11 protein-coding genes and 2 pseudogenes are annotated in these 12,047 nt (G+C 72.6%); 4 read left to right on the plus strand and 9 right to left on the minus strand.

Translation table 11 applies throughout. The annotated features are described in order from the left end of the window. Positions 1-27: 27 nt before the first annotated feature. The 7 genes and pseudogenes from IGA62_RS06365 to IGA62_RS06395 all read right to left on the minus strand — a co-directional run bounded on the left by IGA62_RS06365 (position 28) and on the right by IGA62_RS06395 (position 7,792). A complete protein-coding gene (locus IGA62_RS06365; protein WP_145815831.1) occupies positions 28-2,085 on the minus strand; it encodes an amylo-alpha-1,6-glucosidase in 2,058 nt (685 codons plus the stop codon). Next, positions 2,085-2,456 carry an SCP2 sterol-binding domain-containing protein gene (locus IGA62_RS06370; RefSeq protein WP_145815830.1) on the minus strand — a complete coding sequence of 124 codons (372 nt, stop codon included), beginning with the start codon at positions 2,454-2,456 and terminating at the stop codon, positions 2,085-2,087. The genes IGA62_RS06365 and IGA62_RS06370 overlap by 1 nt, the downstream gene beginning before the upstream one ends. Before the next feature lie 244 nt (positions 2,457-2,700). After that, a pseudogene (locus tag IGA62_RS06375) lies at positions 2,701-3,118 on the minus strand (CBS domain-containing protein). A 126-nt stretch (positions 3,119-3,244) separates the two neighbouring features. Beyond that, on the minus strand, positions 3,245-3,685 hold the full coding sequence (locus IGA62_RS06380; protein ID WP_232624900.1) for a PPOX class F420-dependent oxidoreductase: 441 nt from the start codon (positions 3,683-3,685) through the stop codon (positions 3,245-3,247). A gap of 292 nt (positions 3,686-3,977) precedes the next feature. Beyond that, the gene (locus tag IGA62_RS06385) at positions 3,978-5,003 is read right to left on the minus strand and encodes an aspartate-semialdehyde dehydrogenase (RefSeq protein ID WP_145815828.1); all 1,026 of its coding nucleotides are present in this window, start codon (positions 5,001-5,003) and stop codon (positions 3,978-3,980) included. A gap of 94 nt (positions 5,004-5,097) precedes the next feature. After that, complete coding sequence (locus tag IGA62_RS06390; protein WP_145815827.1) at positions 5,098-6,444, minus strand: M16 family metallopeptidase; 1,347 nt, start codon at positions 6,442-6,444, stop codon at positions 5,098-5,100. 55 nt (positions 6,445-6,499) lie between these two features. Continuing rightward, the gene (locus tag IGA62_RS06395) at positions 6,500-7,792 is read right to left on the minus strand and encodes a M16 family metallopeptidase (RefSeq protein ID WP_145815826.1); all 1,293 of its coding nucleotides are present in this window, start codon (positions 7,790-7,792) and stop codon (positions 6,500-6,502) included. Between the two features lie 111 nt (positions 7,793-7,903). On the opposite strand from IGA62_RS06395, the gene IGA62_RS06400 reads away from it, so the two are divergent. After that, a complete protein-coding gene (locus IGA62_RS06400) occupies positions 7,904-8,698 on the plus strand; it encodes a phosphodiesterase (protein ID WP_232624901.1) in 795 nt (264 codons plus the stop codon). Here the strand turns inward: IGA62_RS06400 and IGA62_RS06405 are convergent. Then, positions 8,665-8,883, minus strand: coding sequence for a hypothetical protein (locus IGA62_RS06405; protein WP_091450707.1), 219 nt, complete (start codon positions 8,881-8,883; stop codon positions 8,665-8,667). The two genes, IGA62_RS06400 and IGA62_RS06405, sit on opposite strands and share 34 nt — an antisense overlap. Positions 8,884-9,422: 539 nt before the next feature. Between IGA62_RS06405 and IGA62_RS06410 the strand changes: the two genes are divergently transcribed. From IGA62_RS06410 to IGA62_RS06420, 3 genes and pseudogenes are all read left to right on the plus strand, one after another. After that, entirely contained in the window at positions 9,423-10,544 is a 1,122-nt protein-coding gene (locus IGA62_RS06410; RefSeq protein WP_145815825.1) for a 3-deoxy-7-phosphoheptulonate synthase, read from the plus strand. Between the two features lie 361 nt (positions 10,545-10,905). Next, positions 10,906-11,087, plus strand: a pseudogene (locus tag IGA62_RS06415) (hypothetical protein). Positions 11,088-11,125: 38 nt separating this feature from the next. Then, on the plus strand, positions 11,126-11,320 hold the full coding sequence (locus IGA62_RS06420) for a hypothetical protein (protein ID WP_145815824.1): 195 nt from the start codon (positions 11,126-11,128) through the stop codon (positions 11,318-11,320). Between the two features lie 147 nt (positions 11,321-11,467). On the opposite strand, the gene IGA62_RS06425 is transcribed toward IGA62_RS06420, so the two are convergent. Then, on the minus strand, positions 11,468-12,007 hold the full coding sequence (locus tag IGA62_RS06425; RefSeq protein ID WP_091450714.1) for a DUF1360 domain-containing protein: 540 nt from the start codon (positions 12,005-12,007) through the stop codon (positions 11,468-11,470). Positions 12,008-12,047: the final 40 nt, after the last annotated feature.

Below are 12,047 nucleotides of genomic sequence, written 5' to 3' on the forward strand. Positions count from 1 at the left end.
CGCCAGACGCACCCGGGCCGGTGCCGCTCAGTCCGGGTGGTGTTCCATCTTCAGGCGGCCCCGGGCGAAGGCGTCCACCCGGCCCCAGCGACCGGGAATGTCCAGCACCTCGACGCGGCCCACACCGACCGGCAGCCGGGGGTCCACCGCGAGGTGCCCCTCGTGCGGCTCGATGCCGAGCATGGTCCGGATCAGCAGCAGCGGCGCCCCGGTCGACCAGGCCTGCGGGGAGCAGGCGGTCGGATACTCCACCGGAAACTTCGTCAGGTCACGGTGGTAGCCGCCGAACGCCTCCGGCAGCCGCCCGTCGAAGTAGCCGGAGGCGGCGATGATGCCGTCCGCGATCTGGGCCGCCTCCTCGGCGAAGCCGTACCGGCGCAGTCCCCAGGCGATGAACGAGTTGTCGAACGGCCAGATCGTGCCGTTGTGGTAGCCGATCGGGTTGTACCGGACCTCCCCCTCGGCGAGGGTGCGTACGCCCCAACCGGAGAAGAGCCGGGGGCCGACCAGATGCTCCGCCACCTTCGCGGCACGATCGGTGTCCACGATGCCGCTCCACAGCAGGTGCCCGATGTTGGAGCTGAGCGTGTCGACCTGCCGCCCATCGGCGTCCAGGCCGATGGCGTAGTACTCGCCGTCCTCGACCCACCATTCGCGGTTGAAGCGTTCCTTCAGGTCGGCGGCCTCCCGTTCGAGCTGGTCGGCGTAGGCCGGATCGTCCCAGAACTCCCGCGCCAGCCGGGCGGCCCGCACCTTCGCGTCGTACGCGTACCCCTGCACCTCGCAGGTCGCCCGGGGGAAGCCGGGCAGCCGGCCGTCCCGGTAGGAGATGGAGTCCCAGGAGTCCTTCCAGCACTGGTTCTCCAGGCCGGTGTCGGTGTTGCGGCGTTCGTACCAGATGTAGCCGTTGCCGACCAGGTCGGCGTGCTCGTCGATCCAGCGCAGCGCGGCCCGGCTCTCCCGTTCCAGTTCCCGGACCAGCGCGGCGTCCCCGGTCCACCGCTCGTACTCGTCGAGGAGCACCACGAACAGCGGTGTGGCGTCCACCGAGCCGTAGTAGGGCGAGTGCGGCTGTTCCTCGAACGCGGCGGACTCGCCGTACCGCATCTCGTGCAGGATCCGGCCGGGGTCCTCCTCCCGGAAGTCGTCGAACCGGCTGCCCTGGAGCGTGGCGAGGATCCGCAGCGTGGTCCGGGACAGCTCCGGGGTGAACGGCAACGCCTGGAGACAGGTCAGGATGCTGTCCCGGCCGAACATGGTCATGAACCAGGGCAGGCCCGCGGCGGGGATGGCCCCGGCCACGGAGATCGGCCCGAACCGCAGCGCCGCCAGGTCGACCAGGCTCCGCTGGTACGTACGACCCAGCGTCTCCCACTCGCAGTTCACCTTCGGTGCCCGGGCGATCCACTCCCGCAGGTCGTGCTGGAGCGCGAGTTGCCCGGTGCCGTGCACCCGCATGCCCATCGGCACGTGCCGGCCACCCGGGCCGAGAATGGGCGTGTGCACCTCGATGCGGGTGCTCCACCGCTCGTTCGGTTCGAGCCGCACCGAGTACGCGAAGCCACGGGGGTCGAAACTGGCCGGCGCGGAGGACGTGATCACCGTCTCCCGGTTGAACCGCCCCCGGCGGTAGCCCAGCCGGAGCCGGTCCGGCTCCACGTTCGTGTAGAACTCGCCCTTCTTGTTCAGGATCTCGTCCTTGACCTCGAAGAGGTCGGCGAAGTCCGCCGCCGCGTCGATCCGGATCTCCAGCTCCACCGGTTGCTCGTCGTGGTTGAGGATCGTCAGGTCCTCGCGGAAACTCCCGCCGACCGCCCGTTCCCGGATGACCGACAGCTTCGCGTCGGTGTAGTGGGTGGCCGCCCCCGGCACCAGGAAGAAGCGCGCCTCGTAGTACTGGAGGTCGTCGTAGGAGAGCGGGTTGAGCCGTTCCCCGTTGACGGTCAGCACCCAGGTGGAGAGGAAACGCGTGTCGTTGGCGAACAGTCCCGTGGGCTCGGTCGGCGTCGCCTCGATGTCACCGGTGTCCTCGCAGACCACGAAGGTGTTCCCGTCGAGGATCCGGACCATGTTGTTCTGTGCCATCAGGACGCCTCCTTTGCCACGACCCGCTGCGGCCCCCGGGAGTCCGGCGGGCCGGGGAAGAGCCGCTCCACCGGCACCATCAGACGGGGGTCGCCGGAGACGGTGACCTCCCCGCGCAACACCGCCGCGATCCCGTGCTCCCGACCGGCGGTGAGGTCCTCGAAGAGGACCGGGTCGGTCCCGATGACCGTGTCGGCCTCCCGGTCCTCCTGGTTCACCCGCAACCGTCCCCGGTCGATGGCCAGCAACCAGTGCGTCGTCTGCGCCCCTTCGTGCAGGTCGAAGCGGACCGTCCCGGATGTCTTCTCCAGCAACGGTTCGAATCCCCGCCGGTTGAGCTCCTCGAAGAACCGCGTGATCGCGTCCGCCATCCGGTCGTTCCTCCCCCGTCGTTCCCGTCCGTCCTCGGCGGCGATCCACGCTCCGCCGCCGGAGCAGGGTCCCCGCCGGGAGGCACGGCAATCTCACCCGCATCGGGTGAGCGACGCGCCCCGGCACGCGGACGCGCCGGCTCCCGTGGCGGGAACCGGCGCGCCGTGGTGCCGGGCCGGACCACCGTCGGCGGACGGTGGTCCGGGGCGTCCGTTGGGTCAGTTCGTCCGGGTCGTCCGTGGGTCAGTTGTTCGGGTCGTCCGCGCTGATGTCGGCCAGCACGGACTGCGGCTCGCGCTCCACCGCGAGGTCACCGATGGAGATCAGGCCGACCAGCCGCCCGTCGTCCATCACCGGCAGCCGGCGTACGGCGTACGTGCGCATCAGGTCGGCGGCGGCCACCGCGTCGTCGTACTGGCTGACCGTGACCAGGCCGGTGCTGCTGATCTCGCGCAGGGTGGTGCGGTCCGGGTCCCGCTGCGCGGCCACCCCCCCGTACGGTGATGTCCCGGTCCGTGACGATGCCGACCACGTCGTCACCGTCGGTCACCACCACGTCCCCGATGGCGCTGTCGCGCATCTCCTGGGCCGCCGCGGTGAGCGTGTCGTTGGCGTCCATGGTCACCAGACGGGTGGTCATGAATTCTCCGACGGTAGTCATGGGGCTCCCCTCTCGGTGTCGGCCCGCCGTCTACCCGTCGGGTCCCCGGGGTAACACCGGCCCCCTGCCCGCCGCCCACCCGTGACCAACCCCAACTGCCGCAGACCGGGGTGGGATTACGACCCCTCAGTCCCCGGCGGGGATGCCGACCACCCGCTCGACGCGCAGCCGCAGCACCATCCGGCCCTGCTGGACCATGGCCCGCCGGTAGTCGTCCCAGTCCGGGTGCTCGCCGCGCACCGCACGGTAGAGCCCGACCAGTTCCTCCACCACCTCGTCGTGCGGATCGGTGGCCACCGGGGTCAACTCGCCCCGGACCTGGGCCGCGGTGTACGTCCAGCCGTCCCCGCTACTGACGTGGAAGCTGGCCCGGGGATCGCGGCGCAGGTTGGCCGTCTTGGCCCGGGTGCCGGTCACCGAGACCCGGATCAGGCGTTCCTCCCGGTCGAAGCTGTACACCACAGTGGACTGCTGGGGACTGCCGTCCCGCCGGATCGTGGCCAGCACCCCCAGCGAGTGGGTGGCGATGGTGTCGATCAGCTTGTCCTCGCGCTCGGCGTCCGTCACGGATTCCTCCAACGTCGGGTCGGCCCGGTTACCGGCTGCGCCTCCACCTCGTCGGTAGGAGGGGCCCCCTGTTACCGCTTTTTGCACAGGAGGGGGCCCCTGCAAACACATGGCGCAGCCACGCACCCCATCCAACACGATCGACCTCGTGCACCGCCGGAGGCGAGCCGACCCGGTTACGCGCGTGGCCACCCACCTTCGACGGTGGGTGGCCACGTGACAGGTGGACCGGTTCGGGGGGGGCGGCGACGGTGGGGGCCCGTCGGCGGGCCGGACGCGTACGGCGGGCGGGTCAGCGGTTCTCGGCGGCGACCAGCTCGGCGATCTGGACGGCGTTGAGCGCGGCGCCCTTGCGCAGGTTGTCGTTGGAGCAGAAGAACGACAGCCCGTGCTCGACGGTCTCGTCGGCGCGGATCCGGCCCACGTACGTCGGGTCCTGCCCAGCGGCCCGCAGCGGGGTCGGTACGTCGACGAGCGCCACGCCCGGGGCGTCGGCGAGCAGCTCACGGGCGCGCTGCGGGGTGATCGGCCGGGCGAAGCGCGCGTGGATCTGCAACGAGTGACCGGTGAAGACGGGCACCCGGACGCAGGTGCCGGCGACCTTCAGCCCCGGGATCTCCAGGATCTTGCGGCTCTCGTTGCGCAGCTTCTGTTCCTCGTCGGTCTCGCCGGACCCGTCGTCGACGAGTGACCCGGCGAGCGGGAGCACGTTGAAGGCGATCGGTTCGGCGAAGGAACGCGGCGCGGGGAACTCGACGGCGCTGCCGTCGTGGGTCAGCCCGGTCGCCTCACCGGCCACCTTGCGGACCTGCTCGTCCAGCTCCGCCACGCCGGCCAGGCCGGCACCGGAGACCGCCTGGTAGGTGGCGACCACCAGGCTGGTCAGCTCGGCCTCGGCGTGCAGCGGACGCAACACCGGCATGGCGGCCATCGTGGTGCAGTTGGGATTGGCGATGATGCCCTTCGGGCGGACGGTGGCGGCGTGCGGGTTGACCTCCGCCACGACCAGCGGGACGTCCGGGTCCATCCGGTACGCGGAGGAGTTGTCGATCACCACGGCGCCGGCTGCGGCGACCCGGGGAGCGAGTTCCTTCGACGTGCCCTTACCGGCCGAGAAGAGCGCGATGTCCAGCCCCCGGTAGTCGGCGGTGGCCGCGTCCTCGACGGTGATCTCGCCGTCGCCCCAGGGCAGGGTGCGCCCCGCCGACCGGGCCGAGGCGAAGAGCCGCAGCTCGTCCACCGGGAAACGCCGCTCCGCCAACACCTGCCGCATGACGCCACCGACCTGGCCGGTGGCCCCCACAATGCCGATCCTCATGTCCGCGAGGCTACCCACGCCGAGGTCCGGACCGGGAGCGCTTTCCCACGGCCCGGACCCCGGACGACGCACGTCACACCGCCTCGGCGACGCCTCAGAGCGTGGCGTCGACCACCTCGCCGAGGCCGGTGGCCACCAGCTCGTCCCGGATGATCGCCGCATCGCCCTCGACCACCAGGGTCAACGCCTCCGGGTGCAGGTGCGCGGCGGCTGCCACGGAGACCTGCTCGACGTCGGCGGAGAGCAGCGACTCCCGCAGCCGGGCGTGGTAGTCGTCGGGCAACCCGTGCACCACCAGGGTGGTCAGCGCCGAGGCGATCGCCCGGGGGGACTGCAACTCGACCGAGAGCTGCCCGGCCCGCCAGGAACGGGCCACCGCCAGTTCCTCCTCGGTGACCCCGGTGAGCCGGGTGCGGGTGATCTCCCCCACCGTCTCCACCAGCGCCGGAGCGGTGACCGCGGTCTGCACTCCCGAGGCGACCGCGAACCGGCCGAACCGGCGGGAGGTGGCGAAGTCGCCCCGGATGCCGTACGTGTAGCCGTGCACCTCGCGGATCAGGTGGTTGAGGCGGGAGGTGAAGGCGCCGCCGAGGACCGTCCCGGCGAGGGTCGTCGGCACGTGGTCCGGGTGCGCCCGGTGCGGGGAGGGGTGGCCGAGCCGCAGCGTCGACTGCACCGACCCGGGGCGGTCGACCAGCAGGATCCGCCGGCCCGCCCGCAGGGTCACCGGGAGCGGTCCCTCCTGCGGGGCCGGGCCGCCGCCGGCACCGGCGAAGGCCGCCGCGCCGAGCGCGTCCAGGTCGATCCGCTCCAGGTCACCGGCGACGACCAGGGTGCCCGGCCGGAGGAACCACTCGGAGTGGAAGACCCGGACGTCGTCGACCTCCAGCCCGGCCACCGAGTCCGGGTCCCCGTACATCGGGCGGCCGTGCCGGGTGTCCACGCCGTACAGGTCGGCGCGGAGCACCGCGTCGGCGCGCGGGCCCGGGTTCGCCCAGTCCATGCGCAGCGCGGTGGCCTCGTCGTCGCGGACCCGCAGGATGTCGGCCGGGTCGAGGCGCGGGGTGCGCACCGCCTCGGCGAGCAGCTCCACGGCGGCGCTCAGCCGGTCCACCGGCACCTGCACACTGACCTGGAAGGAGTCCCAGTCCAGCCCGATCACCAGCTCGGTGCCGAGCGCCTCGATCGCCAACGCGTACGCGGTGGCGTCCCGCTGCGCCGTGCCCTCCTCGACCGCCTTGGCGAGGACGCCGCCGAGCCCTTCCCGGCCGAGCGGTTCCCGGCCGGCCCCGGCGTCGAGCAGCAGCAGCGCCACGGCCAGGTTCTGTCCGGGCAGGTGCGCGGCGACGACCTCCCCGCCGGCCACCGTCCGGCGGGTCACCGTCGGGAACCGGTACGGGCGGGCGACGCCCGGACCGGGACGTTCGGCGATCAGGCTCATCGGGGCTTCCTTCCGTTCACGACTGCGGGCCGGCGGGTGGCTGCGGAGACGGGGCTCACGCGCCCTCCTTCGGCAGGTAGCTGAGGACCGCCCGGTCCCGTGGCGCGAGCACCTCGGCGGCGACCTCGGCGATCTGCTCCGCGGTGACCGCGAGCCAGGCCGGCAGCCGGTCGGCGGCACGGGCCGGGTCACCGAACTGGGTGGCGTACCGGCTGAGCGTGTCGGCGCGGCCGTCCACGGTGGACATCTGCCGCCACCAGGCGGTGGTGAGCAGCGCCTTGGCCCGGTCCAGCTCGGTGCCGGTGACCGGGACGGTGGCCAGCTCGTCGACCACCTCGGCCAGCCCGGCCTCCAGCCGCTCGGCGGTCACGCCGGGGCGGGCGGTGGCGGTGGCGATCAGCGGGGCCGGCGCGTGCGCCAGGTCCACCCCGTACGCGCCCACCAGGTCGGGCTGGGCGATCCGCTCCCCGTCGGCCAGGCGCTGGTAGAGGCGGCTGCCCCGACCGCTGCCGAGCACGGTGGCGAGGACGGTCACCACGTCGTACCCGGGGCTGCCGAACGGGTGGGTACGGTGCGCGAGGTACACCCGGGGCGCCGGGACGTCGGCGGTGACCGTCTCCCGGACCGGCTCTCCGGCCGCGGCGACCGTGTGGCCGTCCGGCGCGGCCGGGATGTCGGCACGCGGCGGGATCGGCCCGAAGTACCGCTCGGCGAGCGCGACGACCTCCTCGACGCGGGCGTCACCGACCACCGTCAGCACGGCGTTGTTCGGCGCGTAGTAGGTGCGGTGGAAGTCCTGGAAGGTGGCCAGGTCGGCGGCGTTCAGGTCGGCCATCGAGCCGATCGTGGCATGGTGGTACGGGTGCCCCGGCGGGTAGAGCATGGGCAGCAGCCGCAGCCACGCGTCGCCGTACGGGACGTTCTCGTAGCGCTGCCGGCGCTCGTTCTTCACCACGTCGCGCTGGTTGTCCAGCGTCTCCTGGGTCAGCGCCGGCACCAGGCCGCCCATCCGGTCGGCCTCCAGCCAGAACGCCAGTTCCAGGTGCTCGGCGGGGACTGTCTCGAAGTAGTTGGTGCGGTCCGGGTTGGTGGTGGCGTTGAGCGAACCACCGGCACCCTGGATCAGCTTCATGTGCTCGGTCTTGGCCACGTTCACCGAGCCCTCGAACATCAGGTGTTCGAAGAGGTGGGCGAACCCGGTCTGGCCCGCCGGCTCGTGCCGGGAGCCGACGTCGTACCAGAGGTTCACCGCGACCGCCGGGGCGGTGCGGTCCTCGCTCACCACCACACGCAGGCCGTTGTCCAGTCGGGTCGTCTCGATCGGCCAGGGGTAACCGCTCTCGGGCATGGCACGACGCTATCCGATCACCCGGCCCGGCAGGTGGCGCCCGGCGTCGCTGGCGCGCCGACCCGACACGTGGCGCGCATCGATCGGACCCCGCCGGGTACCGCCACGGTCATGTCCGTCCTGTCCGCCGCCGAACGCGTGGCCGCCGCCCTCGCCCGCTGGTGGGGCGCCCGCCTGCTGCATCCCGCCGGTCGCACCTTTTCCGGGGAGGTGACGATCGGAGGTACGGCCGCTCCGGTCACCGGGGTGGCGCTGCTGGACCGGCCGGGTCGCTATCCCGCGACGATCCGGTTCTCCCGGGGGGTGCCCACCCCGGCGGGCTGGCCGGACGTGCTCGGCCTGGCGGTACGGATCCACCACGGGGTGGACCGGCAGCCGTTCGACCTGCTGGTGAGTTCGAGTGGCACCGCGCCGGTGCTCCGGCAGCTTCCGCTGCCCCGGCGGCGTGTCGTCGGCGGGTACAGCACGATCATGCCGTACCGGTCCGGCCAGGGACGGCTCTGGCTGGGCGTCCTGCCCGACCGGAGTGCGGTGGACCTGGGTCGTGGCCTCAACGAGGTGGCCGCCGCGATCCGGCGGGACACCCCGCGTCTGGTGCTCGCGGTCGCGTCCGCCGTCGGGCCGTGGCGGCCGTTCGGGGTGGTGTGCGTCGATGAGCCGCTGGACTGCGCGAACGACGCCGCGCTCGCCTTCGACCCGGTCGGCAACCTGCCGGCGGGCCTGTGGGCGGCCGGGCCGGTCGCCCGGCTGCGGGACCGGACCTACCGGGGCTCACGCCGGGCCCGGGGCGCCTCCGCCCGGTCCGCCGGCCCCGCCCCCGCGTCGGCCGTGCCGTCCGGCGGCTCGACGGATCAGTACAGCGGCTCGACTCGTCAGTCCGGCGGCTCGACCGCGACCACCGTCTGATCCGACGTACGCCGTTCCAGCACGGTGTCGGGGGCGGCGTTCCGGTCCGCCTCCCGGAGATCCGATTCGGCGAGGATCGCCTCCGCCTGCGCCTCCGGGTCGTCGCTGCCGGCCGCCCGCTCCTCGGGCAGCAGGTGGTGGGCGCGGGACGCCACCCGGTCCTGATCGCTCAGTTGGTCACTCATGGCCGCCCTGGTACCCCGTCGACCGCTCCGCTACGCCGCCTGCGCCGCACCTCGTGACATCGATCAGGATGCTCGCCCGCGACCAGGCGCACCTACCCCCGGCTGACCTGCCGCCGGAGAGCCAGCGGCCCACGGGACGCCGGCCCCACCCACACGACCCCAGGTCGTGTTCCCAACATATGGTACGCCGGAAAAATCTCTCCCCGCCCCACCGAGGCGAGGCGCAGAGGCCACGCCGAAGGCCGATATCCCAGAGTGCGAGAGATCCAACAATCGACGATGATCATCGTGTCGGGTGTCGTCGCCGACGTCTGGACGAGCTTTCGGCGTCCCGGTCGGGTAGGCTGGCCGCCGTGACTCGCTCGTATCGATGGTTTAGCCAGCCGGCTGCGGAGCCGGTGACGCGACCATGAGCTGACGTCACCACTCTCCGAGCCGGCCAGGCGGGGGATCAGGCGATCCCCCTGCCTTCTTGCCTACGAGCAGCCGGCTCGGTCTCGGGCGCCGGCCCCGGGAGTGGCCGGCGGAAGGGAACCACCGTGGCGACCACGGACAACCATCCCGTCATCGATCAACGGATCGAACGGATCGTGCCGTTGACCACCCCGGCACTGCTCCTCCACGAACTGCCTCTGGACGCCACGCTCACCTCGGCCGTGATCGCCGGACGCCGGTCGGTCAGCCGGGTGCTGGACCGCGCCGACGACCGGCTGCTGGTCGTGGTCGGCCCGTGCTCGGTGCACGACCCGGTCGCCGCCCTGGAGTACGCCCACCGGCTCCGCGAGGCGGCCGAGCGGCACACCGACGACCTGCTGGTGGTCATGCGCGTCTACTTCGAGAAGCCGCGCTCCACGGTCGGCTGGAAGGGGCTGATCAACGACCCCGGCCTGGACGGTTCCGGTGACGTCAACAAGGGGCTGCGGCTCGCCCGCGCGCTCCTGCTCGACGTGCTCCGGCTCGGCCTCCCGGTGGGCTGCGAGTTCCTCGACCCGATCACCCCGCAGTACATCGCCGACACGGTGGCCTGGGGTGCGATCGGCGCGCGCACGGTGGAGAGCCAGGTGCACCGGCAGCTCGCCTCCGGCCTGTCCATGCCGATCGGCATGAAGAACCGGCCGGACGGCAGCATCGGCACGGCCGTGGACGCGATCCGCGCCGCCGGGGTGCCGCACGTCTTCCCGGGCATCGACGTCTCCGGCACGCCGGCCATCCTGCACACCCGGGGCAACGCCGACGGGCACCTGGTGCTGCGTGGTGGCAGGGGTGTGCCCAACTACGACGCCGACTCGGTGGCCGGCGCACTGGCCCAACTCCGCGCGGCGAACCTGCCGGAGCGGGTGGTGATCGACGCCAGCCACGACAACAGCGGCAAGGACCACCGCCGCCAGCCGGTGGTCGCGGCGGACGTGGCCGAGCAGCTCGCCGCCGGCCAGCGCGGCATCGTCGGGATCATGCTGGAGTCGTTCCTGGAGTCGGGGCGGCAGGACCTCAACCCGACCCGGGACCTGACCTACGGCCAGTCGATCACCGACGCCTGCATCGGCTGGCAGGACACCGCCGAGGTGCTGGAGACCCTGGCCACTGCCGTCCGTGCCCGTCGCACCCAGGCCGCGCAGAATCCGCCCACCCCCACCGCCGGCCGCCTCCCCTCCCCCGCCTGATCCGACGGTGGGGTGGGGAAGCACAGCGCCGCCCCGGGCGGGGCCCGGGGCGGCGCTGGTGTCGGTGTGCAGGTCGCCTCTCGGCGAGTGGCGCGACGCGGCTCCAGCCGAACGGTATTCCGCGAAGGCTTGTTAGGTGAGGCCCGGGGACACTGGTCACACCGACACCCTGGTCAACGGGTCGGACAGCTCGGGTGTTCCGGTCGACGGTGTGGTCTGGGTCACACCATCTGGTGGGCGCCGACGGTTCGCCCCAGGGCGACCTGCCCGCAGCCACGCGACGGCGGGCGGGGGCGTCGCGACGTTTGACCGATTCCGGCACGGGTAGGCGATCACCGTGACCGACGAACCAGCCAACCGGATGATCGACGACCTGCTCGACGACATCTACCACGGGCAGGAACGGATCAGCCAGGCCGAGATCCACCGCCGGGCGGTCGCCGCCGAACTCCCCGCGGCCGTGCTGACCCGCATCTCGGCCCTGCCAAGGGCGAGTACGCGATGGACGAGGTCGCCGACCTGATCGGCGGCTCGGGGGTCTGAGGCGCGGGACGCGGCCGACCACGGAGAGGACAGCGACCATGACCGATCGCGACGACAAGCAGGAGCGGATGCCCGCTCTCGGCCAGCCCGCCGAGGGCCTGGACAGCACCCCGGAGCCCGACTTCGCCAACGAGCACGACCGTACCGCCGTCGACCGGGACATCATCACCGGTGAGGACGAGGACGAACGGGAGCCGGAGTCGCCTACCGGCTGGTCCGGCATGCAGCGCTGACCCACGTACGCGGAAAACGGGGGCCGTCGGGCCCCCGTTCCCGTCGTCCGGCCTGCACGCGTCCCGACGTGTCGCTCAACCCACGTCCTGACGCGTCCCCCCAAACCCACGCCGGCGTCCGCCCGGTCCCTCGTCGGCGGTGCCGGCTCAGTCGTCCCGTCCGCCGCCCTCGGCCGCCTGCTGCGAGACCGCGTACGCCATCTGGAGGAAGTCCGAGGCGGCGACCGCGGTCAACGCGGTGGCGACCAGTCGGGTCAACCGGGGCGCGAGCACGAGCCCGCCGGTGAGTCCGGTGGCCACCCACACCGCCAGGCAGAACGGGCAGCTCAGCAACTCGCCGATCGCGTGCCGGGTCGAGCTGCCGGAGTCGCGGACCTGCTCCATCACCTCGCCGCTGCCACTCGGCCGGTCGTAGCGGGTGAACGGGGCCCGCAGCGGGCTGGTCACCGCGTCCTTGGAGAGCAGCCGGCTCAACTTGTGGGTGGCGATGCTCAGCAGCACCACGTCGGCCGGCGCGGGCCGCTCCGGCACCGGTCGTCCGGTGGCCCTGACCAGGGCGGCGAGCGCCCCGGCGACCCCGGCGTAGGTGCCCATCGCCACCAGGTAACCGCCCAGCGGCCGGTGTTCGTCCGGCGCGTACGCCCGGCGCAGCCGTGCCACCCTGTCCTTCAGGCCGCTCTGCGTCACCTGCGTCTCTCCTTGCCTCGCTACCAACGGGCGGCGGTCC

It is taken from the genome of Micromonospora sagamiensis (assembly GCF_014680085.1).
In the GTDB taxonomy this organism is placed as follows: Bacteria; Actinomycetota; Actinomycetes; order Mycobacteriales; family Micromonosporaceae; genus Micromonospora; species Micromonospora inyonensis.

Bases quoted from the DNA above. Each gene is read 5' to 3' on its own strand.
- IGA62_RS06370 (WP_145815830.1), bottom strand. From the start codon at position 2,456: ATGGCGGACGCGATCACGCGGTTCTTCGAGGAGCTCAACCGGCGGGGA.
- IGA62_RS06395 (WP_145815826.1), bottom strand. From the start codon at position 7,792: ATGCCCGAGAGCGGTTACCCCTGGCCGATCGAGACGACCCGACTGGAC.
- IGA62_RS06365 (WP_145815831.1), bottom strand. From the start codon at position 2,085: ATGGCACAGAACAACATGGTCCGGATCCTCGACGGGAACACCTTCGTG.
- IGA62_RS06405 (WP_091450707.1), bottom strand. From the start codon at position 8,883: ATGAGTGACCAACTGAGCGATCAGGACCGGGTGGCGTCCCGCGCCCAC.
- IGA62_RS06390 (WP_145815827.1), bottom strand. From the start codon at position 6,444: ATGAGCCTGATCGCCGAACGTCCCGGTCCGGGCGTCGCCCGCCCGTAC.
- IGA62_RS06420 (WP_145815824.1), top strand. From the start codon at position 11,126: ATGACCGATCGCGACGACAAGCAGGAGCGGATGCCCGCTCTCGGCCAG.
- IGA62_RS06400 (WP_232624901.1), top strand. From the start codon at position 7,904: ATGTCCGTCCTGTCCGCCGCCGAACGCGTGGCCGCCGCCCTCGCCCGC.
- IGA62_RS06385 (WP_145815828.1), bottom strand. From the start codon at position 5,003: ATGAGGATCGGCATTGTGGGGGCCACCGGCCAGGTCGGTGGCGTCATG.